General features: G+C 71.1%; 22 protein-coding genes. 16 read left to right on the plus strand and 6 right to left on the minus strand.

Going from position 1 to position 23,003, the window contains the following annotated elements:
- The 3 genes from FK530_RS03295 to groL all read left to right on the plus strand — a co-directional run bounded on the left by FK530_RS03295 (position 1) and on the right by groL (position 3,545).
- On the plus strand, positions 1 to 1,374 hold the full coding sequence (locus FK530_RS03295; RefSeq protein WP_146485507.1) for a DUF445 domain-containing protein: 1,374 nt from the start codon (positions 1 to 3) through the stop codon (positions 1,372 to 1,374).
- Between the two features lie 168 nt (positions 1,375 to 1,542).
- Entirely contained in the window at positions 1,543 to 1,842 is a 300-nt protein-coding gene (gene groES / locus FK530_RS03300; protein WP_068522534.1) for a co-chaperone GroES, read from the plus strand.
- 95 nt (positions 1,843 to 1,937) lie between these two features.
- Positions 1,938 to 3,545: a chaperonin GroEL gene (gene groL, locus FK530_RS03305; RefSeq protein WP_146485508.1), complete on the plus strand. Its 1,608-nt coding sequence runs from the start codon at positions 1,938 to 1,940 to the stop codon at positions 3,543 to 3,545.
- An 83-nt stretch (positions 3,546 to 3,628) separates the two neighbouring features.
- Here groL and FK530_RS03310 read toward each other — a convergent pair whose 3' ends face one another.
- Positions 3,629 to 3,931, minus strand: coding sequence for a WhiB family transcriptional regulator (locus FK530_RS03310; protein WP_146485509.1), 303 nt, complete (start codon positions 3,929 to 3,931; stop codon positions 3,629 to 3,631).
- Positions 3,932 to 4,307: 376 nt separating this feature from the next.
- On the opposite strand from FK530_RS03310, the gene FK530_RS03315 reads away from it, so the two are divergent.
- From FK530_RS03315 to FK530_RS03325, 3 genes are read left to right on the plus strand one after another with little or no spacing between them, the layout of a single operon-like run.
- On the plus strand, positions 4,308 to 5,195 hold the full coding sequence (locus tag FK530_RS03315) for a hypothetical protein (RefSeq protein ID WP_146485510.1): 888 nt from the start codon (positions 4,308 to 4,310) through the stop codon (positions 5,193 to 5,195).
- A 20-nt stretch (positions 5,196 to 5,215) separates the two neighbouring features.
- The gene (locus FK530_RS03320) at positions 5,216 to 5,788 is read left to right on the plus strand and encodes a sigma-70 family RNA polymerase sigma factor (RefSeq protein ID WP_146485511.1); all 573 of its coding nucleotides are present in this window, start codon (positions 5,216 to 5,218) and stop codon (positions 5,786 to 5,788) included.
- 1 nt (position 5,789) lies between these two features.
- Complete coding sequence (locus FK530_RS03325) at positions 5,790 to 6,989, plus strand: anti-sigma-D factor RsdA (protein WP_146485512.1); 1,200 nt, start codon at positions 5,790 to 5,792, stop codon at positions 6,987 to 6,989.
- A gap of 74 nt (positions 6,990 to 7,063) precedes the next feature.
- On the opposite strand, the gene FK530_RS03330 is transcribed toward FK530_RS03325, so the two are convergent.
- Positions 7,064 to 7,453 (minus strand): DUF5319 domain-containing protein, encoded by a 390-nt coding sequence (locus tag FK530_RS03330; protein ID WP_068522523.1) that lies wholly within the window; start codon positions 7,451 to 7,453, stop codon positions 7,064 to 7,066.
- An 84-nt stretch (positions 7,454 to 7,537) separates the two neighbouring features.
- On the opposite strand from FK530_RS03330, the gene guaB reads away from it, so the two are divergent.
- The 7 genes from guaB (at position 7,538) to FK530_RS03365 (ending at position 15,883) form a co-directional block, all read left to right on the plus strand.
- A complete protein-coding gene (guaB, locus tag FK530_RS03335) occupies positions 7,538 to 9,079 on the plus strand; it encodes an IMP dehydrogenase (RefSeq protein WP_146485513.1) in 1,542 nt (513 codons plus the stop codon).
- 75 nt (positions 9,080 to 9,154) lie between these two features.
- Positions 9,155 to 10,333, plus strand: a complete 1,179-nt coding sequence (locus FK530_RS03340) for a GuaB3 family IMP dehydrogenase-related protein (protein ID WP_146485514.1) — start codon at positions 9,155 to 9,157, stop codon at positions 10,331 to 10,333.
- A gap of 112 nt (positions 10,334 to 10,445) precedes the next feature.
- Positions 10,446 to 12,206 (plus strand): FAD-dependent oxidoreductase, encoded by a 1,761-nt coding sequence (locus FK530_RS03345; protein ID WP_146485515.1) that lies wholly within the window; start codon positions 10,446 to 10,448, stop codon positions 12,204 to 12,206.
- 100 nt (positions 12,207 to 12,306) lie between these two features.
- Positions 12,307 to 12,963, plus strand: coding sequence for a DNA alkylation repair protein (locus tag FK530_RS03350; RefSeq protein WP_146485516.1), 657 nt, complete (start codon positions 12,307 to 12,309; stop codon positions 12,961 to 12,963).
- 74 nt (positions 12,964 to 13,037) lie between these two features.
- Positions 13,038 to 13,418 carry a hypothetical protein gene (locus FK530_RS03355; RefSeq protein WP_146485517.1) on the plus strand — a complete coding sequence of 127 codons (381 nt, stop codon included), beginning with the start codon at positions 13,038 to 13,040 and terminating at the stop codon, positions 13,416 to 13,418.
- Positions 13,419 to 13,470: 52 nt separating this feature from the next.
- Complete coding sequence (guaA, locus tag FK530_RS03360) at positions 13,471 to 15,036, plus strand: glutamine-hydrolyzing GMP synthase (RefSeq protein ID WP_191834196.1); 1,566 nt, start codon at positions 13,471 to 13,473, stop codon at positions 15,034 to 15,036.
- Positions 15,037 to 15,076: 40 nt separating this feature from the next.
- Positions 15,077 to 15,883, plus strand: a complete 807-nt coding sequence (locus FK530_RS03365) for an SDR family oxidoreductase (protein WP_146485519.1) — start codon at positions 15,077 to 15,079, stop codon at positions 15,881 to 15,883.
- On the opposite strand, the gene FK530_RS03370 is transcribed toward FK530_RS03365, so the two are convergent.
- Complete coding sequence (locus FK530_RS03370; RefSeq protein WP_191834197.1) at positions 15,816 to 16,064, minus strand: hypothetical protein; 249 nt, start codon at positions 16,062 to 16,064, stop codon at positions 15,816 to 15,818. The two genes, FK530_RS03365 and FK530_RS03370, sit on opposite strands and share 68 nt — an antisense overlap.
- A complete protein-coding gene (locus FK530_RS03375; protein ID WP_158645016.1) occupies positions 16,054 to 17,412 on the minus strand; it encodes a PspC domain-containing protein in 1,359 nt (452 codons plus the stop codon). Before FK530_RS03375 ends, FK530_RS03370 begins: the two co-directional genes overlap by 11 nt.
- A 142-nt stretch (positions 17,413 to 17,554) precedes the next feature.
- On the opposite strand from FK530_RS03375, the gene FK530_RS03380 reads away from it, so the two are divergent.
- Both FK530_RS03380 and FK530_RS03385 read left to right on the plus strand, forming a co-directional pair.
- Positions 17,555 to 18,985, plus strand: coding sequence for an ATP-binding protein (locus FK530_RS03380; protein WP_231706475.1), 1,431 nt, complete (start codon positions 17,555 to 17,557; stop codon positions 18,983 to 18,985).
- Positions 18,982 to 19,653: a LuxR C-terminal-related transcriptional regulator gene (locus tag FK530_RS03385; protein ID WP_146485521.1), complete on the plus strand. Its 672-nt coding sequence runs from the start codon at positions 18,982 to 18,984 to the stop codon at positions 19,651 to 19,653. Before FK530_RS03380 ends, FK530_RS03385 begins: the two co-directional genes overlap by 4 nt.
- Before the next feature lie 12 nt (positions 19,654 to 19,665).
- On the opposite strand, the gene FK530_RS03390 is transcribed toward FK530_RS03385, so the two are convergent.
- The gene (locus FK530_RS03390) at positions 19,666 to 20,844 is read right to left on the minus strand and encodes a serine/threonine-protein kinase (RefSeq protein ID WP_146485522.1); all 1,179 of its coding nucleotides are present in this window, start codon (positions 20,842 to 20,844) and stop codon (positions 19,666 to 19,668) included.
- Between the two features lie 17 nt (positions 20,845 to 20,861).
- Complete coding sequence (locus FK530_RS03395; protein ID WP_146485523.1) at positions 20,862 to 21,410, minus strand: CGNR zinc finger domain-containing protein; 549 nt, start codon at positions 21,408 to 21,410, stop codon at positions 20,862 to 20,864.
- Between the two features lie 50 nt (positions 21,411 to 21,460).
- Here FK530_RS03395 and FK530_RS03400 point away from each other — a divergent pair, with 50 nt between their 5' ends.
- Positions 21,461 to 22,963: an amino acid permease gene (locus FK530_RS03400; protein WP_146485524.1), complete on the plus strand. Its 1,503-nt coding sequence runs from the start codon at positions 21,461 to 21,463 to the stop codon at positions 22,961 to 22,963.
- Positions 22,964 to 23,003: the final 40 nt, after the last annotated feature.

The following is a 23,003-nucleotide window of genomic DNA, read 5'->3' on the forward strand; positions in this document are numbered from 1 at the left end:
ATGCAGACCTGGGCCGAGATCACTGCAGACGTTCAGCGGAACTGGCTCATCTACCTGTCCATGCCGATCATCGCGGCCCTCATCGGCTACGGCACCAAGGTCGTGGCCATCCGGATGATGTTCCGGCCGCACACCTTCAAGGGGGTCGGCAAGCTCGGCTGGCAGGGCATCATCCCCAAGCGGGCGCCGCAGATGGTCGAGGTGCTGTGCGACACCCTCACCGACCGGCTGGTCTCGGCGTCGGACATCCTCGAGAAGGTCGACGCCGACGAGTTGGGCGACCGGATGGAGCGGCAGCTGCGGCGCGAGGTGGCGCGCATCGTGCCCGAGGTCGCCGCCGAGTACCAGCCCGCCCTGTGGAACCTGCTCCCGGCGACGGCCCGGGACCTGGTGATCCAGCGCGCGCAGGTGATCGCGCGGGACCTCGTGCCGAAGCTCGTCGCGGCGATCCGGGAGAACATCGACGAGGTCTTCGATCTCAAGGAGATGGTCACGCGCGAGGTGCTGGCCGATCCCGACGTGCTGGAGCGGATGTTCCTCGACGTCGGCCGGCGCGAGTTCGCCTTCATCCGCAACAGCGGCCTGGTCTTCGGCTTCGTCATCGGCCTGCTGCAGGCGGCGTGCTGGGCGCTCTTCCGCAATCCGTGGATCATGCCGCTGTTCGGCCTCTTCACCGGCTGGTTCACCGACTGGGCGGCGCTGCGGTTGATCTTCAATCCCAAGGAGCCGAAGAAGTACCTCGGCTTCCTCCCGTGGCAGGGCCTGTTCCAGAAGCATCGCCTCCCGGTCTCCGAGGAGTACGGCGCGCTCATCGCGACCCGGGTGCTGACGGCGGAGCGACTCGTGCGGTCGCTGTTCACCGGTCCCCAGCGCGATCAGCTGGTGGTGGTCGTCGCGGGGGTGCTGCGCGAGGCGATGGAGGACGAGATCCCCAGCGTCGAGAAGGCGCTGCGCAGCAACTCCGAGAACCTCGGGCTCGACCGGCTCGGTCTCGGGCCACTGACCGCGGGCAACCTCGTCGGCGTGGTCGCGGACGCCGTCGGGAAGGTGGGCGGCGCCGTCGGCGGGCAGGTCGGGAAGGTCGCGGGCGGCCTCGACATGACGCAGATCGGCCCGATGTCCCGGGCGGGTGCCGATGACTTCGTCGCCTCGATGCCGGTCATGCTGGCCGACGCGAACGACTACCTCGACGCCAAGCTCGACATCCGCACGACGATGGTGCAGAAGATGGCGGCGATGACCCCCGACGAGTTCGAGGGCGTGCTGCGGCCCGCCTTCCAGGCGGACGAGAAGACGCTCATCATGGTGGGCGCGATCCTCGGCTTCCTGGTCGGTGAACTGCAGGTTCTGATGGTGGAGCACCTCACTCACTGAATTGTCGCAACGCCGCCCTTGAGTGCTAGCACTCCCATCGGTAGAGTGCTAAGTGGTTCGTGCGGCCGGGGTGACTCGGGCGCACAAGGTGACGCCGGCACCCGCGACGACGGCTGTGACTTTCGGGCCACCCAACATGACAGAAGATTCCACACATGGAGGCGAACTGTGGCGAGCGTGAACATCAAGCCGCTTGACGACAAGATCCTGGTCAAGGCCACCGAGGCCGAGACCACCACCGCGTCGGGCCTGGTCATCCCGGACACCGCCAAGGAGAAGCCGCAGACCGGCACCGTCGTCGCCGTGGGCGAGGGCCGCGTGACCGAGCAGGGCAACCGGGTTCCCACCGGCATCAACGAGGGCGACACCGTGCTGTTCAGCAAGTACGGCGGCACCGAGTTCAACTACAACGGCGAGGAGTACCTGGTGCTCTCCGCGCGCGACGTCCTGGCCGTCATCGGCAAGTAACGGCGCACACGTGCGAATTCCGGACCGCCCCGCCCCCTGGGATACCGGGGTCGGGGCGGTCCGGCCGTTTCCGCAGAGCTGAGGAGCTTTGAAACATGGCTAAGCAAATCGCATTCGACGAGTCGGCGCGCCGCAGCCTGGAGGCCGGGGTCGACGAGCTCGCCGACGCGGTCAAGGTCACGCTCGGCCCCCGTGGCCGCCACGTGGTGCTGGCGAAGGCCTTCGGTGGCCCCGTCGTCACCAACGACGGTGTGACCATCGCCAAGGAGATCGAGCTGGAGGACCCGGTCGAGAACCTGGGCGCCCAGCTGGTCAAGTCCGTCGCGACCAAGACCAACGACATCGCCGGCGACGGCACCACGACCGCCACTGTGCTCGCGCAGGCGATCGTCAAGGAGGGCCTGCGCAACGTCGCGGCCGGCGCCAACCCGATGGAGTTCGGCAAGGGCATCGGCGCCGCGGCCGACAAGGCCGCTGAGATCCTGATCGCTCAGGCCACCCCGGTGGACGGCGAGAAGGCGATCGCGCAGGTCGCGACCGTCAGCTCGCGCGACGCCGAGCTCGGCGAGATGATCGGCGCCGCGATGGGCAAGGTGGGCGCCGACGGCGTCGTCACCGTCGAGGAGAGCTCGGGCGTCGAGACCGACGTCGTCGTGACCGAGGGCGTGCAGTTCGACAAGGGCTACATCTCCCCGAACTTCGTCACGGATCTCGAGGAGCGCAAGGTCGTCTTCGACGACGCCCTGGTGCTGCTGGTCCGCGACAAGATCACGTCGCTGCCCGACTTCCTGCCGCTGCTCGAGAAGATCGTCGAGACCGGCAAGCCGGTGCTCATCGTCGCCGAGGACGTCGAGGGCGAGCCCCTGTCGACCCTGGTGCTGAACACCCTGCGCAAGACCATCCGCGCCGTCGCCGTGAAGGCGCCGTTCTTCGGTGATCGCCGCAAGGCCTTCCTCGAGGACCTCGCCATCGTCACCGGCGGCACCGTCATCAACACGGACCTGGGCCTCTCGCTGGCCACGGCCGGGATCGACCTGCTGGGCAGCGCCCGCCGCGTCGAGGTGACCAAGGACGCCACCACCATCGTCGACGGTGCGGGCTCCTCGGAGGACGTCAAGCAGCGCGCTGCGCAGATCAAGTCCGAGATCGAGAACAGCGACTCCGACTGGGATCGCGAGAAGCTCTCCGAGCGCCTCGCGAAGCTCGCCGGCGGCGTCGCCGTGATCCGCGTCGGCGCACACACCGAGACCGAGCTCAAGGAGCGCAAGCATCGCGTCGAGGACGCCGTCTCCGCCGCGCGCGCCGCGGTCGAGGAGGGCATCGTCTCCGGCGGCGGCACCGCCCTGGTCAAGGTCAGCGCGCAGCTGGCCGACCTCGAGGACGGCGCCGAGGGCGATTACAAGCTGGGTGTGCGCGCGTTCCGTCGCGCGCTGACCGCCCCGCTCTTCTGGATCGCCACCAACGCCGGCGAGGACGGCGCGGTCATCGTCAACCAGGTGACCGAGACCGGCAAGGGCTTCAACGCCGCCACGCTGGCCTTCGGCGACCTGATCGCCGACGGCGTCATCGACCCGGTGAAGGTCACCCGCAGCGCCGTGGTGAACGCCGCGTCCGTGGCGCGGATGATCCTCACCACCGAGGCCACCGTCGTCGACAAGCCGGCCGACGAGCCGGAGGACGCGCACGCGGGGCACTCCCACTAGGAGCCCCGAGCGTCGTAGCAATGCGGAGCGCCCCCGACCATCCGGTCGGGGGCGCTCCCGCGTTCCAGCTGCCGCCGGGCCGCTCAGCCCGCGATGCGGCTCGTCTTCACCCGCGCCTTGGAGGCCAGCGCGGCGCGCTCCGACTCCGACAGGCCGCCCCAGATGCCGTAGGGCTCCGCGACGGTGATGGCGTGCGCGCGGCACTGGGTGAGAACGGGGCACGTGCGGCACAGCTCCTTCGCGCGACGTTCGCGCTGGGCGCGTGCCCGTCCGCGTTCACCATCGGGATGGAAGAAGACCGAGCTGTCGACCCCGCGGCACACGCCGTGCATCTGCCAATCCCAGAAGTCCGAGTTGGGACCGGGGAGCTCGTTGGGTTGAGGCATGCGCATTCTCCAGACACTCGGCGTTCTCGCGGGCGTGGAAACGTCGTTGTTCCTCTCGCGTCCTCACCGTAGGCAGTTCGCTAGACGAAGGTCAACCCGTTCCGGGGTATCCGGGGGGTGATTCGATCAGCGTGAGAATTAACGTCGTGTTCATTCATCGGGTCGATGTGCACCTGAGGAATTGCGACCGCGAATCCAACACCCGTCCCGACGTCCATGCAGGTAGTGCTATGTTTTGAATTATCGTACGCCGTAACGCTGAGGCGATCGAGGCCGAACTGTGCACGGGAATCGTCTTACATGACGGTAACGTCGACACCCGTGAACGGCCCCGGCGCTCCATTGTCACGGCTGCAAATTCTGGAAGGTTAAATCTTTGGAAACTGGACAATCGGGTGCCTCCACGGAGCAGCTCCTCGCCGCGGCGTTCGGTGCCGGCTGTGGTCCTGTCGGGCCGTTGGAGGGGGCGGCCGGGCGGTCGTGGTTGCGGGCCGTCGCGCTGGCGGGATCCGGCAGGTTCGCCGCCGCACGGTCCGCGACGGCGGGGATCACCGACGGCGTGTTCGCCTCGGCGGCCCGGTGTCTCGAGGCGTCGATGCTGCGGCAGTCGGGCCGGCACCGTGCCGCCACCGTCCCCGACGGCGCCGCGCTCGCCCTTGCGTCCGCACAGCGCGAAGAACCCGGCTACGGTCTGAGCGTGGCCCTGACGGTCGATGCGACGGTGGGACTCGCGGCCGACGCCCTGGGGACCGGACGGTTCGCACTCAGTGCGCGCCTGCTCGCGCGCGCCGACGGCCACCTCGCGGCGCACGACGCCGGGGCGGCGACGACGGCGGCGAAGGCCCCCGGAGCGGGCGATCCGGGGGAGTGCGGACCGTGGTGGACGGTGCCGCGCGCGCGCCTGCGGAGGGACTGGGTCGCGGCCGAGCTCGCCGTGTACTCGGGGGACACCGCGGGCGCGGCCGCCGCCGTTGACGCGCTGCTCACGGCCGATCCGGGCGCCGGGCGACCGCGCCACCACGCGAAGACTCTCCTCATCGCGGGCGCCGCGGCGATGGCGTCCGGGGAGGTCGAGCGGGCCGGGGAACTTGTCGGGAAGGCGTACCAGGTCGCCACCGAGTCCGTGTTGAATCCTCTAAGGTGGGCCGGTGCGAAAATGATGAGCGGCACGTCAGGAGAGGAACGGGGGGTGGCGACGGCGCGGATCGTCGCCGCTCTGGAGGAGGAATGGATTCGTGATGGCGCGGATCTGGCAGGGGTGTAACGGCGGAATGCAGGCTGGCGATGAATCTGACAGGTGAGGAGCTCGACCGAGCCGTGCGCGAAGCATCGCGCGGGGACAGGTCTGCGCTCGCAGATGTTCTCGACACCATCCGACCTCTCGTCGTGCGGTACTGCCGCGCGCGGGTCGGGGGCGGCGAGCGTCACTCGCTGTCGGCTGAGGATCTCACGCAGGAGGTGTGCATGGCTGTGATGACGGCTCTGCCCCGTTACGAGGACCAGGGGCGTCCGTTCATGGCGTTCGTGTACGGCATCGCCGCGCACAAGGTCGCGGACGGCTTCCGGAACGCCTCGCGTAACAAATCCGACCCCGTGGGCGAGATTCCAGAGAGAGCGTCGCTGGAAGGCGGGCCCGAGAGCCACGCGCTCGCCACTGAGGCGAGCCGTGACATGGCCCGGCTGCTCAGCACGCTCCCCGAGAAACAGCGCGAGATCCTGATCCTCCGCGTGGTCGTCGGCCTGTCGGCCGAGGAGACCGCGGAGGCCGTGGGCGGTACCGCAGGTGCCGTCCGCGTCGCTCAGCACCGCGCGCTGACCAAGCTGAAGAACCAGATCGCGAAAGAAGGTGAGAACTGACATGGCCGACGACAACGACGAGCGGGGCGCCAACCAAGGGCGTTTCGACCCGAACGATTCCGAGCGGACGGCCGCTCACCGTCTGGGTCCGCCGATGCGTCCGATGCGACCCGGCGCACCCCGCGAGCTGGGGGCCGACGACACCGGGTTCGTCGACCGGGTCACCGACGACGGCGCGCCCGTCGACGTGGCCGCGGTCCGCCGCGACGACGATCTGATCGAGGCGCTCGCCGCCGGTGGCGCGGTCACGACCGCGGACCGGACCGAGTTCGCCCTGGCATCGCTCCTCGCGGACTGGCGCGACGAGATCGTCACCACACCGGTCCCGTCCGGCCCCTCGATCGATGCGATGCTGGCCGCCACTGAGACGGGGCGCCGCGGACGCGGCTTCCGTCCCTCCCGCCCGGCCCGTCCGGTGTCCCCGCCTCCTGCCCCCGCGGCCGGCGGCGCACCGTCGGACGACGGTGACGGCGACGTCACCCCCATCGGGGACGCGCCCTCGCGGCGCGGACGGCGCTTCGGCCTCGTGGCCGGTGCGGCCGCCGCGGCCGTGGCGATCCTCGGCGGCGGCACGGTGCTCGTGAACTCGGCGAGCCCGGGCGACGGCGCGCTGTGGAGCGTCAAGGAGGTCGTCTTCTCCGACGCGGCCTCGCAGACCCTCGCCACTTCGGAGGCGAACGAGCAGCTGGAGAACGCGGACCGGGAGATCGACGCCAGCAACCAGTCGGCGGCGCAGTCCGCGCTCGTCAGCGCCCGGCAGCAGGCGGCGAAGGTGAAGAACGAGAAGGACCGCGCCGCGCTCGAGGAGCGGATCCGGGCGGCGGAGGCGCGCGCCGGGCTGCCGGTCGGCTCCACCGACCTGCCCACCTCGACCCGTCCCGTGCCGTCGCCGTCGGTCCCGCCGACGACGCCGGAGCCGACCACCACGGTCCCGGTGCCGACGACGGAGCCGACCCGGCCGACGACGCCGCGCCCGACCTCGCCGACGACGACGGTGCCGACCACGACGCCGGAGCCCACGACGACGACGACGCCGTCGCCCACCTCCACGACGACGCCGCCGACCACGACCACGTCGGCGACGAGCACGACGGAGCCGACGACGACCACGACGACGCCGCCCCGGCCGTCCGCCACCACGACGACGGCCGCGGCCACGTCGGTGCTGACGATCGTGCCGGAGGACTTCCTTCCCCGGTAGGCGGCAACCGCACGACGAAGGCCCCCACCGCAGCGGTGGGGGCCTTCGTCGTCTTCGGGTGCGCTAGGGCCCTGTCACTCCTCGTTCGCGAGGTTCATCGCCGCGTCGGCGTAACCGCGGCAGTAGTCCCAGGTGACGTACGCGTCGGGCGCCGGATCGTAGGCGGGCTCGTGCGGCCGGACGGTGCCGTCGACGAGCAGCTGCAGCAGGTTCGCGCGCAGCATGTCCCAGTCGTGGTAGTGATCTTCCTGACAGTCGTCGCAGCAGATCACCAGGCCGCGGACGCCGCGGTGCGCGAGCAGGGCCTCGTAGACGGAGAGGTCCGCGAGGTCCTCCTCGACGGCGAGTCGTTCGGCCGGATCGAGCGGCTGACCGGGGTCGAGGGAGTCCAGCGCGGCCGTCGGGTCGCTCGGATCGTCGGCGAACGGGTCCGGCGGGAGGCCGGGGGGAAGATTGTTGCGCACGCCCCCACGGTACGCAGGAATGCCGGGGGAAGGCCAGTCACACGCGCTGTACGAGCGCAGGAATCCGCCGCGTACCATGGATACATGACGCGCTCCGCCTCTTCCGCGCCCGCATCCGGCAACGTTTTCATCGGGGGCGACGACCCTGCCAAGGTGGCCATGCTCGGCCTCACCTTCGACGACGTCCTCCTCGTTCCCGCCGCCTCCGACGTGATCCCGTCGGGGGTCGACATCTCCACCAAGCTCACCCGCGAGATCACGCTGAAGGTGCCGCTCATCAGCTCGGCGATGGACACCGTCACGGAGGCGCGGATGGCGATCGCGATGGCCCGCAACGGCGGCATGGGCGTGCTGCACCGCAACCTCTCCGTCGATGCGCAGGCCCAGCAGGTCGAGACCGTGAAGCGGTCCGAGGCCGGCATGGTCACCGACCCGGTCACCTGCAGCCCATCGAACACGCTGCGCGAGGTCGATGAGATGTGCGCCCGGTTCCGGATCTCGGGCCTGCCGGTCACGGACGAGAAGGGCACGCTGGTCGGCATCATCACCAACCGCGACATGCGCTTCGAGGTCGACTTCGACCGCCCGGTCGCGGAGGTCATGACCAAGGCGCCGCTGATCACCGCGCAGGAGGGCGTCACCGCCGAGGCCGCACTGGGCCTGCTGCGCCGGCACAAGATCGAGAAGCTGCCCATCGTCGACGGCAGCGGGAAGCTCACCGGGCTCATCACGGTCAAGGACTTCGTCAAGACCGAGCAGCACCCGAACGCCACCAAGGACTCCGACGGCCGCCTGCTGGTCGGTGCGGCGGTCGGCGCGGGCGACGAGGCGTGGGAGCGCGCGATGGCCCTGCGCGACGCCGGCGTCGACGTGCTGGTGGTCGACTCGGCGCACGGCCACTCGAGCGGCGTGCTCAACATGATCGAGAAGCTCAAGCACGAGATCGGTGACGACGTGCAGCTCATCGGCGGCAACGTCGCCACCCGCGCCGGCGCGGCGGCCCTGGTCGCGGCCGGTGTCGACGGCGTGAAGGTCGGGGTCGGGCCCGGCTCCATCTGCACCACCCGCGTCGTCGCGGGCGTCGGAGCGCCGCAGATCACGGCCATCCTCGAGGCGACCGCGGCGTGCGCTGCGGCGGGCGTGCCCGTGATCGCCGATGGCGGCCTGCAGTTCTCGGGCGACGTGGCCAAGGCCCTCGCGGCCGGCGCCTCGACGGCCATGCTCGGCTCGCTGCTCGCGGGCACCGCGGAGTCCCCGGGCGAGCTCATCCTCGTCGGCGGTAAGCAGTTCAAGAGCTACCGCGGCATGGGCAGCCTCGGCGCGATGCAGGGCCGTGGCCAGGGCAAGTCCTACTCCAAGGACCGCTACTTCCAGGACGACGTCCTCTCCGAGGACAAGCTGGTCCCCGAGGGCATCGAGGGCCGCGTGCCCTTCCGCGGCCCCCTCGGTTCGGTGATCCACCAGCTGACCGGCGGCCTCCGTGCGGCCATGGGCTACACCGGCAGCCAGACCATCGCCGACCTCAACCGCGCCCAGTTCGTGCAGATCACCGCCGCGGGTCTGAAAGAATCGCACCCGCACGACATCACGATGACGGTCGAGGCGCCGAACTACACCACGCGCTAGACCTGCTGAACAGGCACATCCTGCTGAACAGGCACATTCGGAGCGGCCGCTCCGGAACCGGAAGGACTGAGCGCGTTGCGCGACATGGTTGAGATCGGCATGGGTCGCACGGCCCGGCGCACCTACGAGCTGCAGGACGTGAACATCGTCCCCTCGCGGCGCACCCGCTCCTCGAAGGAGGTGTCCACCGCCTGGCAGCTCGACGCGTACCGCTTCGACACCCCGATCCTCTCGCACCCGACGGACGCGATCGGCTCGCCCGACTTCGCGATCGAGCTCGGCAAGCTCGGTGGCCTGGGCGTGCTCAACGCGGAGGGCCTGTTCTCGCGGCACCGCGACGCGGAGGCGCAGCTGGAGCAGGTCGTCGACCTGGCGGCGTCCGACATCACCGGCATCGCGGCGATCCGCCGGCTGCAGGAACTGCACGCCGCGCCGCTCGATCCCGAGCTGCTGGCCGCGGCCGTGGGCCGGGTGCGGGACGCCGGCGTGACGGTGGCCGTGCGCGTCTCGCCGCAGCGCGCCCGCGAGCTGACGCCCGTGCTGGTGAAGGCGGGCATCGACCTGCTGGTCATCCACGGCACGATCATCTCCGCCGAGCACGTCTCGGCCGAGGACTCGGCGGGGGAGCCGCTCAACCTCAAGACCTTCATCGGCGATCTGGACGTCCCGGTGGTCGCGGGCGGCGTGAGCGATCACCGCACCGCGCTGCACCTCATGCGCACCGGCGCCGCGGGCGTCATCGTCGGCTACGGCTCCGCGGAGGGCGCCACCACCACCCGCGAGGTGCTCGGCATCGGTGTGCCGATGGCGACCGCGATCGCGGACGCGGCGGCGGCCCGCCGGGACTACCTCGACGAGACCGGCGGCCGGTACGTCCACGTGATCGCCGACGGCGACATCTACAGCTCCGGCGACGTCGCCCGCGCGATCGCGTGCGGCGCCGACGCCACCATGCTGGGCGCGCCGCTGGCGATCGCCGCCGAGGCGCCGGGCAAGGGCTGGTACTGGCCGTCCGTGGCCGCGCACCCGTCGATGCCGCGCGGCGCCGTCGCACCGGCGCAGCTCGGAGGGCTCGACGCCGGCGAGGGGGCCGCCGCGGGTACCGCGCCGTCGCTGTCCACCATCCTCACGGGCCCGTCGACGGAGCCGAACGGGCAGATGAACCTGGTCGGTGGCCTGCGTCGGTCGATGGCGAAGGCCGGCTACAGCGAGCTCAAGGAGTTCCAGAAGGTGGGCCTCAACGTCGCGTACTGAGCGCGAAGGCCTGTTATTGAGTGGAGTTTAGTAGTACCGTTACCCGTCAGTAGGGCCGCTTCAGCCGCGGCCCGGTGACACATGTCCACCACGGACGGGTGAGGGGTGCCAGATGGCCAAGGCAGTCAAGCAGAAGTCGGGCGATCACTTCGACGTGCTCGTGATCGGCTCCGGGTTCGGCGGCAGCGTCACGGCGCTGCGCCTGACGGAGAAGGGCTACCGCGTCGGCGTGCTCGAGGCCGGGCAGCGGTTCGAGGACGAGGACTTCGCCGAGAGCACCTGGAACCTCAAGAAGTTCGTGTGGGCGCCGAAGATGGGCCTGTACGGCATCCAGCGGATCCACCTGCTCAACGACGCCGTGGTCCTCGCCGGCGCCGGTGTCGGCGGCGGCTCGCTGAACTACGCGAACACGCTGTACAAGCCGCCGGCGCCGTTCTTCAACGACCCGCAGTGGCGCGACATCACGGACTGGGACGATGAGCTGAGCCCGTTCTACGATCAGGCCCGCCGGATGCTGGGCGTGGTGAAGAACCCGCACGAGACCCCGTCGGACCGGGTGATCAAGCAGATCGCCGAGGAGATGGGCGTCGCGGACACGTTCACCGAGACCCCGGTGGGCGTGTACTTCAACCAGCCGGGCCGCACCGACGCCGATCCCTTCTTCGGCGGCGCGGGCCCCGCCCGCACGGGCTGCACCGAATGCGGCCAGTGCATGTCGGGCTGCCGCGTGGGCGCGAAGAACACGCTGATGAAGAACTACATCCACCTCGCCGAGGCCGGCGGCGCGCGGTTCATCCCGATGACGACGGTGACCGGGCTGCGCGAGGGCCGCAAGGGCGTCTGGGAGGTTTCGACGGTGCGCACCGGTGCCGTCGCGCGCAAGAACCGGACCGTCTACACCGCCGATAACGTGGTCTTCGCGGCCGGCACCTGGGGCACCCAGACGCTGCTGCACTCGCTCAAGGACACCGGCGCGCTCCCGAAGCTCTCGGACCGGCTCGGCGTGCTGACCCGCACCAACTCCGAGTCGATCCTCGGCTCGGCGCGCACGGTCGCCGACCCGTCCCAGGACCTCTCGCACGGCGTCGCGATCACCAGCTCCTTCTACCCGACGCCCGACACCCACATCGAGCCCGTCCGGTACGGCCCGGGCCGCAACGCGATGGGCCTGCTGCAGACCCTGCTCGTCGACGGTGGCGAGGGGCGCACCCGCCTCGGCGGCTTCGTGAAGGGGCTCGCGAAGAAGCCCTCGGACCTCAAACTGCTGCTCACCCAGAAGAACTGGGGCCAGCGGGTGCTGATCCTGCTGGTGATGCAGAGCCTCGACAACTCGATCACCACGTACACCAAGAAGATTCCGGGGTCGAAGAAGCGGCGCATGGTCTCCAAGCAGGGCCACGGCGCGCCGAACCCGACCTGGATCCCCGCGGGCAACGAGGCCGCCCGGATCGGCGCGGAGAAGCTGAACGGCGTCGCCGGCGGTACCTGGGGCGACATCTTCAACGTCCCCATGACCGCCCACTTCCTGGGCGGCGCGGCGATCTCGGATACTCCGGAGACCGGCGTCATCGACCCGTACCACCGGATCCACAACTACCCGTCGCTGTTCGTCGTCGACGGCGCCGCGATCTCCGCGAACCTCGGCGTCAACCCGTCGCTGTCGATCGCGGCGCAGGCCGAGCGCGCCGCGTCGCTGTGGCCGAACAAGGGCGAGCAGGACCCGCGCCCCGCGCAGGGCACCGGCTACCAGCGGATCGCGCCGGTCGCGCCGACGTCGCCGGCGGTGCCCGCGGGCGCGCCCGGCCAGTTGCTGCTGCCCCTGCCCACGGTGCGGCCGGCGCGGGCCGCGCAGGACGCCGACTCGCAGGCCTGATCGGCGCGGTTTCAGAGTTTCGGGTTCTACTGCGCTTCGCGGCGGGATCTTGCCGCGAGCACTCGTGGAACCCGAATCTCGGCAGCGCTAACCTCGGGGCATGACGCGAGTCGAGGAGGTCGTGGCCGAGCTGGCTGCGTTGGAGGACCCGAGGGCGCGGGCCGTCAACGAGCGGCACGGCGACCCGCACGGCGTGAACCTGACGAAGCTGCGGGCGATCGCGAAGTCGCTCGGCACCGACCGCGAGCTGGCCGGCGAGCTGTGGGACTCGGGCGACGTGGCGGCCCAGCTGGTGGCCCTGCTCATCGCGAAGCCGAAGGCCTTCACCGCCGACGAGCTCGACGCGATGCTGCGCTCCACCCGCAGCGACAAGGCGCACGACTGGTTGCTGAACTACCTGGTGAAGAAGTCGCCGCACGCCGCCGCGCTGCGGACGCGCTGGTTCGAGGACGCGGACCCGCGGGTCCGGGCGGCGGGCTGGACGCTCACGACGCACGCGGTGACCACCGCGGACCTCGACCGGGACGAGCTCCTGGACGAGATCGAGCGCGAGATGCGGGGCGCCGAGCCGAAGCTGCAGTGGGCCATGAACGAGACCCTGGCGACCATCGGCATCGAGGACGAGGCCCGCCGCGCCCGCGCGATCGCGATCGGGGAGGACCTGCGGGTGCTCGCGGACTACCCGGTGTCGAAGGGGTGCACCTCGCCCTTCGCGCCGGTCTGGATCGCCGAGATCGTCCGTCGCCGCGAGGCGTAGAACCGGCGTCATCAGGGGCGGAACCCGGAAAAACCCTGATGACCCGGGCGGCCCCTGCGCCGTAGCGTGATCGCATGTCCGCAGGATTCCCCCTCGTCACCGTCCTCATCCGGCCCGACGACGAACACCGCGTCACCGCGTCGATCGGCGAGCGGCTCGGCGCGAGCGCGGCGCTGTTCGAGTTCGCCGGCTCCCCGGAGGACCCCTCGCTGCTGCGGCAGTGGGAGGTCGAACACCCCGGCACACCGCCCGCGGACCGACGGTGCCGGGTGCTCTGGGCCCGGTTCGACGGGGTGGACCTCCAGCGCGTCGCCGAGGCCGCGATCGACGTCCTCTCGCCGCATGCGCGGGGCGAGAACGAGGCGATCCTCGCCGGGCGTGCGGTTCGAGTGACGCCCGACGAGTTCCCCTGGTACGCCCACGTGCCGCTGTGGGAGCTGGTGGACGTGCCCTGACGACCGGCCCTGATGTCGGAGCGCGCCGCCGACCGCGACTAGACTGAGCCGGGTGACGGACTCCTCACCCAACCCCGTTCTAGTCGTCGACTTCGGCGCGCAGTACGCGCAGCTCATCGCGCGCCGCGTCCGCGAGGCGCGGATCTACTCGGAGGTGGTGCCGCACACCATCACCGCCGAGGAGGTGCGCGCCAAGAACCCCGCCGCCATCGTGCTGTCGGGCGGTCCCGCGTCGGTGTACGCGGAGGACGCACCCAACCTCGACCCCGCGGTCTTCGATCTCGGCGTCCCGGTCTTCGGCATCTGCTACGGCTTCCAGATGATGGCCCGGGCCCTGGGCGGCACCGTCGCCAACACGGGCGGCCGCGAGTTCGGGCGCACCACGCTCACGCCGACGGGCGACGGTGTCCTCCACGTGGGACTTCCGGCCGAGCAGCCGGTGTGGATGAGCCACAACGACGCGGTCCAGGTCGCGCCCGAGGGCTTCTCGACGGTGGCGTCGACGCCCGGCGCCCCGGTCGCCGCGTTCGAGAACGTCGACAAGCGGATGGCCGGCGTCCAGTACCACCCCGAGGTGCTGCACACCCCGCACGGCCAGGAGGTGCTCACGCGCTTCCTCTACGAGGTCGCCGGGCTCACCCCCACCTGGACCGCGGCGAACATCGCCGAGCAGCTCATCGCCGACGTGCGCGAGCAGGTCGGCGAGACCGGCCTGGCGATCTGCGGCCTGTCCGGTGGCGTCGACTCGGCTGTGGCGGCCGCATTGGTGCAGAAGGCCATCGGTGACCGCCTGACCTGTGTCTTCGTCGACCACGGCCTGCTGCGCCAGGGCGAGCGCGAACAGGTGCAGACCGACTTCGTCGCGGCGACCGGCGCACGCCTCGTCACCGTCGACGCCGAGGAGACCTTCCTCAACCGCCTGGCGGGCGTCAGCGATCCGGAGACCAAGCGCAAGACCATCGGCGAGCTGTTCATCCGGTCCTTCGAGGGCGCGGTCAGCGAGGTCGTCGGCAACGCGGACACGAAGGTGGAGTTCCTGGTCCAGGGCACGCTGTACCCCGACGTGGTGGAGTCGGGCGGCGGCGCGGGCACCGCCAACATCAAGAGCCACCACAACGTCGGCGGCCTGCCGGAGGACCTCGAGTTCACCCTCGTCGAGCCGCTGCGCCTGCTGTTCAAGGACGAGGTGCGCGCGGTCGGCCGCGAGCTGGGACTGCCGGAGGAGATCGTCGGCCGTCAGCCCTTCCCCGGGCCGGGCCTGGCGATCCGCATCGTCGGCGAGGTCACCAAGGACCGGCTCGACCTGCTGCGCAAGGCCGACGCGATCGCGCGTGAGGAGCTCACCGCCGCGGGGCTCGACGGCACGATCTGGCAGTGCCCCGTCGTGCTCCTCGCCGACGTCCGCAGCGTGGGCGTGCAGGGTGACGGCCGTACCTACGGCCACCCGATCGTGCTGCGCCCGGTCAGCTCCGAGGATGCGATGACGGCGGACTGGACGCGCGTGCCCTACGAGACGCTCGAGATCATCTCGACCCGCATCACCAACGAGGTGGAGGAGGTCAACCGCGTGGTGCTCGACGTGACGAGCAAGCCGCCGGGGACCATCGAATGGGAATAACGGTCACGTTCTGACCGCTGGTCTCGGTACCGTCGACGCCATGACGATTCTGGTGACGGGTGCAACGGGCAACATCGGGCGGAAAGTGGTCGACGAGCTGGTGGCGAGGGGTGTCACGGACATCCGCGCGCTCACCAACGACCCCGCGAAGGCGGCGCTACCGAGCGGCGTGGAGGCGTTCTGCGGTTTCATCGGCAAGCCCGAGACGCTCGACGGTGCCTTCGAGGGCGTGACGGGGATGTACCTCGCGCCCTACGAGCCGACGGCGGCGGAGGTGCTGCAGCGGGCGAAGGACGCGGGTGTGCAGTACGTGGTCGCCACCTCGGGCAGCGCCCACTGGCAGGCGCTCACCGACACCATCCTCGCGAGCGGGATCGACGTGACGGTGCTGGGCCCCGGCGAGTTCATGGAGAACTTCGCGGGCTGGGCGGGGCAGGTCTCCGGCGGCGTCGTCCGTGAGCCCTACCCGGATGCGGGGAGCGCGCCGATCGCCATGCAGGACATCGCCGCCGTCGCCGCGGCCCTCCTCGCCGCCGACGAGCGGGCGCCGCACGTCGGGAAGGTCTACGAGCTCACCGGGCCGAGCTTCCTCACCCGGGTGGACATGGCCGCGCAGATCGGTGAGGGCATCGGCCGCGAGGTGGCCTTCGAGCAGATCAGCCGCGAGGAGGCGGAGGAGGCGCTGCGGCCCGAGATGGGCGACATGGCGAGTTGGTACCTGGACCTGCAAGACGCCTCCCGCCGGTACCGGCAGGAGGCGAACTCGCTGGTCGAGGAACTCAGTGGCCGTCCGCCGATGAGCCTGGCGCAGTGGGCGGAGCGGAATCGGAGCCTCTTCGGGGCCTGATCAGCGTCACCCCGGCCACCACGACCGCACCGATCGCGAGGATCCCGAGCAGGGTGCCCGCGTCCACGAGGCGCGGGCCGCCCACGATCGCCCAGGCGGCGATGGCGAGCGCGGCGATCCCGGCGACGAGCAGGGCGGGTGAGGCGGATGTCTTACCGGCCGTGGTCTTCTCAGCGGACACGGTCCACCTCCACACTGCCCACGTTGTTCTGGGCGTCGATTGTCAGGGTCGGGGCGCCGGGCTTCGGCGTCGCGTTGAGGCCGTCGGGACACTGCGCATCACCCACGGTGACGGTGCAGCGCACCTTGACGTTCATGTCCTGCGGGACCTGGATCCTGGTCTCGCCCACGCCGACGCGGGTCGTCAGCGTGCGGTCGTGGTCCAGGGCGAGTCCCCGCAGATCGAGCGACAGCGTGCCCGCCTGCAGGATGTACTGCTCCTGCAGGGAGTTCGGGTCGGCGACGGTGAACTGCCGGTCGCCCCGCGGCGCGTCGGCGAAGCCGCTCATCACGTTCTGCGCCATCGTGCCCACGACGACGAAACCCGCGAGGGGGATCGCGACGGCGAGCAGGCCGTAGCCGCTGCGCCGGAAGGCACCGGCGACGAGCCCGGCGCCCACGACGGCGAGCACGATGGCTGCGGCCACGACGGGCGAGATCGATACGCCGAGAACGAGGTTGACGGTGGCGATCGCCGCCGCCGTGAGCAGCGCGATACCGAGCGTCACGGGGGTGACCCGGGTGCGGCGCTTGGGCTGCACGGGTACCGGAGCGTGCGCCGCCGCCGGTTCGGGCAGGTCCCACGCGAAGGGCGCAGCGCCCAACGGGTCCCAGCGGGGCGGGTGGATCTCCTCGGTCACCTGCGTCTGCACGCGCGGCGCGGGCTCGGGGGCGGGCGCCTTCTGCAGGTTCAGGGGCGTCGACGGTGCCGCCGATTCGGTCGCGGGGCCGGGCTCCGGTGCGGGCCTCGGCGTCTCGTCGCCCTCCGGCGCCTGCGGCGGCGCCGTCGGCTCCGCGCCGGCGGGCGGCGACCACACGGGCTGCCACGGGAACTGCGCCGCGGGCGGCTGCCAGGCCCCGACGGGCGCCTGCGGCGCGAGCCGCGCGGAGACGGCGGTGCCGGGCGGGGGCACGGGGAGGCGCTGATGCAGCGCGTACCAGCCCGCCAGGAGCAGTGCGAGGCTGATGAGCCCGGCGCCGGGCCAGGAGGAACTCATGCCGCTGCCCATGGTCACCGCGAGGACCGCCGCGATGATGAGGACGAAGGTCGGCGGGCCCGAGCGCTGCACGGGGGTGCCGTAGGCGTACTCGGACTCCTTCGGGAGCACGAACAGGCCGACGATGTAGGCGACGAAACCGAGCCCGCCGAGCACCGTCGCACCGATGAAGGCCGCGCGGACCAGCGCGACGTCCACCTGGTAGCGGCGTGCGAAGCCCGTGCACACGCCGGCGATCGGCGCGTTGCGGGCCCGGAGCGGCCTGGTCTCCCACATCTGCCGGAGCTGGCTGGAGAGGGTTGTCGTATCCATGCCTTTGATCCTGCGGGCCCCGGCGGCCCCGGTCCATCGGGATCTACCCTGAAATCGCAGGGCGCGGCCTCGGGGTCGGGGTGAACTTTCAGGGGCTTCCCCGATACCGGCGGCCGGGTATCCGTGCCACCATCGAGGGATCATGAGCAGACGAGCGGAGCGCCGGTGGGCGCGGCAGCAGGCTCGCCAGCAGGCGTGGCAGCAGGGCTGGCAGAACTGGCAGCAGGGGTGGCAGCAGGGCGCGGAACAGGCGTCTGCCGCCGGCCTCCGCGCGCCCGCGCCCGGTGCTGTGAACGCAGCCCGGCCCGCCGTCACCCGTCCCTCGGTCGTCCCGCCGCCGGTGCAGCCCGCCCCGGCACCGTCGTATCCCCGTCTGCAGCGCCGCAACGGCGGCGCGGTGATCGGCGGCGTGTGCGGCGGCATCGCCGATCACCTCGGCGTCGACGCCACCAAGGTCCGCATCGCCTTCACCCTGCTCGCGCTGCTCGGCGCGGGCGTGGTGATGTACGCACTGCTGTGGTTCATGTGCCGCCCGGGCACCGACACGCAGCACCCGGACCCGGCCGAACGCCGCCAGGGCCTCGCGCTCGCCGTCCTCGGCGTGGTCGGCGCAGCGACCCTCGCCTCCGTCGCGAGCAGTACCAGCGCCGGTTTCGTGGTCCCCGTGCTCGTCATCGGGATCGGCGCCGCTCTCGTCTGGAGGGAGGCGGATTCCGCCCGGACACCGACGGCCACGATCGGCGCCGGCTCCCGGCTCATCACCTGGCTGCGGATGCTCGGCGGCGTCACGCTGGTGATCGTGGGCCTCGCCGTGGTCTTCCTGGGCCGCGTCGACGTGGCCGCGATCCCGACGGCGCTGGCCGCCGTCGTGCTCACCCTGGTGGGCGTCGCGCTGCTCACCGTGCCGATCTGGGTGCGCATGTGGCGCGATCTCGGCGCCGAGCGCGCCGCCCGCGTACGCACCATCGAGCGCGAGGAGATCGCCTCGCACCTGCATGATTCGGTGCTGCAGACCCTGGCCCTCATCCAGAAGCAGTCCGCCGACGGCGCCGCCGTCAAGCGGCTCGCCCGCAGCCAGGAGCGCGAGCTCCGTGAGTGGTTGTTCGGCGGGTCCGAGGCGCCCGCGCAGTCCCTGGCCGCGGCGCTGAAGGCGGCCGCGGCCGATGTCGAGGATGCGCACTCCGTGGCGGTCGACGTCATCACCGTCGGCGACATCGAGGGGGCCGAACTCGGGGTCGACGATCGGTTCACCGCCCTGCTCGGCGCCGCGAAGGAGGCGATGGTGAACGCGGCCAAGCACTCCGGCTGCGAGAGCATCGACACCTACGCGGAGGTCGACGACACCTCGGTGAGCGTCTACGTGCGTGACCGCGGCGTCGGATTCGACCCGGACGGGGTACCGTCGGACCGGCAGGGCCTGGCCAAGTCGATCCGGTCCCGGATGGAGCGTCGCGGCGGCAGCGTCGCGGTCCGTACCGCCCCGGGCCGGGGCACCGAGGTGCGGCTGTCGATGGCGAGGCTCGCCGAGGGCGACGAGACGGTCGCGCCGGAGACAGCGGAGGAGAGTGCGTGAGCTACCGGGTGTTCCTGGTCGACGATCACGGCGTGTTCCGGTCCGGCGTGCGCGCCGAACTGGCCCGTGAGGATTCCATCGAGGTGGTGGGCGAGGCCGGCACCGTCGGCGAGGCCGTGGCGGGGATCCTCTCGGCCGCCCCCGACGTGGTGCTGCTGGACGTGCACATGCCGGACGGAGGCGGTGTCGCCGTCCTGCGCGGTGTGGCCGACGGTGCGCCGCGCGCGAAGCTGGAGAAGGCGCCGGTCTTCCTCGCGCTCAGCGTCTCCGACGCGGCGGAGGACGTGATCGCCACGATCCGCGCGGGCGCCCGTGGCTACGTCACCAAGACCATCTCGGGCGAGGAGCTGGCCGATGCGGTGCGCCGGGTGGCGGAGGGCGACGCGGTCTTCTCGCCGCGGCTCGCCGGTTTCGTCCTCGATTCCTTCACCGGCCGCTCGCCGGTGCCCGAACCCGCGTTGGACCCGGAGCTGGACTCGCTCACCCCGCGCGAGCTGGAGGTGCTGCGGCTGCTGGCCCGCGGCTACACCTACCGGGAGATCGCCGAGGATCTGTTCATCTCGGTCAAGACCGTCGAGACGCACGCCTCGAACGTGCTCCGCAAGACGCAGCAGAGCAACCGGAACGCCCTCACCCGGTGGGCGCACACCCGCCACCTCGCGGACTGACCGCGCCCGGCGTCAGCCCAGCGCGATGATGACGCCCGCGATGATCGCGGCGAGCACGATGAAGCCGCCGAGGATCCACGCCGCGAGAACGGTGTTCGACATCCCCGACGGGGGCGCCACCGGCGGCGGCACGTAGGTGCTGGGCCGTGGTGCGGGCGGGATCGGGCGCTTGCGTTCGATCGGACCGGAGGCCGATCGCACCGTCGAACCGCGCTCGGAGGGCGAGGCCGCGGACCGCTCGCCAGCGGACCGTCGGAGCCATACCGCGGGCGCCCCTTCGGTCGCCTGTAGCGGTGCGGTGAGGATCGCCGCGGGGTTGCCGCCGCCCGCCGCCACCGCGGCGAGCCGGTCCCGTGCCTCGGCGAGCGAGGGCCGCCGCTTGGGGCTCGGCTGCAGCATGTCCAGGATCACGCGGATCAGCGGGCCGTCGCTCTTGGGCGGATTGATCTGCCCCAGAGCCACTTTGTGCAGCAGGGCGATCGAGTCCTCGTCGACGCCGAAGGGCGGCGCGCCCTCGAGCGCGGTGTACAGGGTGGCACCCAGCGAGTACAGGTCGGAGGCCTCGGAGGGCTCGGTGCCGCGGGCAACTTCGGGCGCGAAGTAGGCGGGCGTGCCGGTGATGATCCCGGTCGGACCCGCATCGTCGCCCTTGGCCCGCGCGATGCCGAAGTCCGAGAGCTTGACGGTGCCCGACGCGCGGCCCCGGTTCGCGATGAGGATGTTGCCGGGCTTGATGTCGCGGTGGATGATCCCCGATTCGTGCGCCTCGACCAGGGCGTCGGCCATCTGGGCACCGATCTGCGCGACCTGCCGCTCGGGCATCGTGCCGGTCATGTGCAGCACCTGGGCGAGCGAGCGCGAGGGCAGGTACTCCATCACCAGCCAGGGCTCGCCGCGGTCGAGGGCCACGTCGTACATGGCGACGGCGTTGCGGTGCTGCAACCGGGCCGCGAGCCGGCCCTCGTGCAGGGCACGCCGGCGCAGCTCGTCGGCCTCCTCCTGGGAGAGGCCCTCGGTGGAGATGACCTGCTTGGCGGCCACGTCGCGTTCCAGGCGCTCGTCGCGTGCCAGCCACACGGCGCCCATGCCGCCGCCGCCGATCTTGGAGGTCAGGCGGTACCGCCCGGCGACCAGGTAATCGGGCCCGGGAACGCCCCTGATCGCTCCGCCCGCACCCGTCGATTCCGCCACGCCGTTGATCCTAAGGGTCAGGCCCGGCGCGCGCGGTACGCGGCCACGTTCAAGCGGTTGTTGCAACCGTCGTCGCAGAATCGCCGGGAGCTGTTGCGGCTGAAGTCCACGAGCACTCCGGCGCAGTCCGGCGCGGCGCAGCGCCGCAGCCGGTCGAGGGCGCCCGCGCGGACCACGTCGACCATGCCCATCGCGGGCTCGGCGAGGAAGCGTTCCGCGATCGGCGTCGCGTCGTTCCAGCCGTGCAGGTGGTACGGCCAGTCGTCGTGGCGCACCAGCTGGGGAAGGACCGCCGCGTCGCGCAGCATCCGGTTCACCAGGTCGACGGTGCCGGCCTCGTCGCCCGCCAGATCCCACAGGCCGCGCAGGACGCGGCGCACGGCGTGCACGCGATCCAGCTCGTCCTCGCGCAGGGGGATGGGGCCGGTCCAGCCCCAGCGCTCGACGAACGCACGGAGTGCGGCCACGTCGGGCAGCCGCTCGGGGCGTTCCGTGCGCGTGTCGGGAGCGGTGTTCACCAGATCGGCGGCGCTCGCGAGGGCGGATCGGGTGTCGTAGGAGAACATGACGCTGCGAATGCTAACCGGAGTGGTGTCGGGGTCGCTACTCTCATCGGGTGTCCAGCCCGCTTGGAATCACCCCAGACGACTCCCTCCGCCAGGGACTGCAGAGTCGCCACATCAGCATGCTCGCGCTCGGTGGCGCGATCGGCACCGGCCTGTTCGTGGCGTCCGGCGCCACGATCAGTAAGGCCGGCCCCGGTGGCGCCCTCCTGGCCTACGCGCTCATGGGCGTCATGGTCTTCTTCCTCATGCAGAGCCTCGGCGAGATGTCGGCGTACATGCCGTGCAGCAACCCGTTCGAGGAGTACGGCACCCGGTTCGTCAGCAAGTCCTTCGGTTTCGCGGCCGGCTGGAACTACTGGTTCAACTGGTCGATCACGCTGGCCGCGGAGGTGGTGGCGGCCGGCCTGATCATGAAGTTCTGGCTGCCCGACGTGCCCTCGTGGATCTGGTCGCTGATCTTCCTCGCCGGCCTGTTGGCGTTGAACCTGTTCGCGGTGAAGGCCTTCGGTGAGGCCGAGTTCTGGTTCGCCTCGATCAAGGTGATCGCCGTGGTGATCTTCCTCATCGTCGGCGTGCTCATGGTGCTGGGCGTGGTCGGCGACGGCCCGGCCCCCGGCTTCTCCAACTGGACCATCGGCGACGCGCCCTTCGTGGACTGGCCGCTGGGCATGCTCTCGGTCTTCCTCATCGCGGGTTTCGCCTTCCAGGGCACGGAGATGATCGCCGTCGCGGCGGGTGAGGCGATCGAGCCCAAGAGCGCCATCCCGCGCGCGGTGCGCACCGTCTTCTTCCGCATTCTGGTCTTCTACATCGGCACGCTGACGATCATCGCCTTCCTCATCCCGTACACCAGCCCCGAGCTGCTGGACGCCTCGGAGGAGAACGTCGCGGTGGCGCCGTTCACGTTGGTCTTCAAGCTGGCCGGCATCGATGCCGCGGCGTCGATCATGAACGCGGTCATCCTCATCGCCATCCTCTCGGCAGGTAACGCCAGCCTGTTCGCGGCCACCCGCGCGCTGTACGGCCTGGGCGTCGAGGGCAACGCCCCGAGGGTCTTCGCCAAGGTGTCCCGGTCGGGCGTGCCCTTCGTGGCCACGGCGGCGACGGTGGCCATCGGTGCGCTGTGCTTCCTGACGAACTTCGTCGGCGACGGCGCCGCGTACACCGCGCTGGTCGCGGCGTCCTCCGTGGCCGGTTTCGTCACCTGGATCGGGATCGCGTGGGCGCACTACCGGTTCCGCCGGGCCTGGAATGCGCAGGGGCGTTCGCTCGACGAGCTGCCCTACAAGGCGTGGCTGTACCCCGCGGGACCGATCGTCGCGCTCCTGATGTCCGTCGCGGTCATCGCGGGCCAGTACTACGTCGCGGTCCGCGGCGGCGAGAGCGGCGGCCTCGGCCTGCTGCTCACCACCTACGCCGCGCTGATCCTGTTCGTCGGGCTGTGGTGGGGGCACAAGCTGATCACCAAGGCGCCGACCGTCGACCCGGCGACCGCGGACCTCTCGCCCGTCGCCGCCGCCTCGGCGCACCACGATCCGGATCGCGTGGGCTGATAGTCGTCGCCCGAGCACGGCGCATCACCTCACCGCGGAA

Source organism: Tsukamurella conjunctivitidis, from assembly GCF_007858475.1.
GTDB lineage: Bacteria > Actinomycetota > Actinomycetes > Mycobacteriales > Mycobacteriaceae > Tsukamurella > Tsukamurella conjunctivitidis.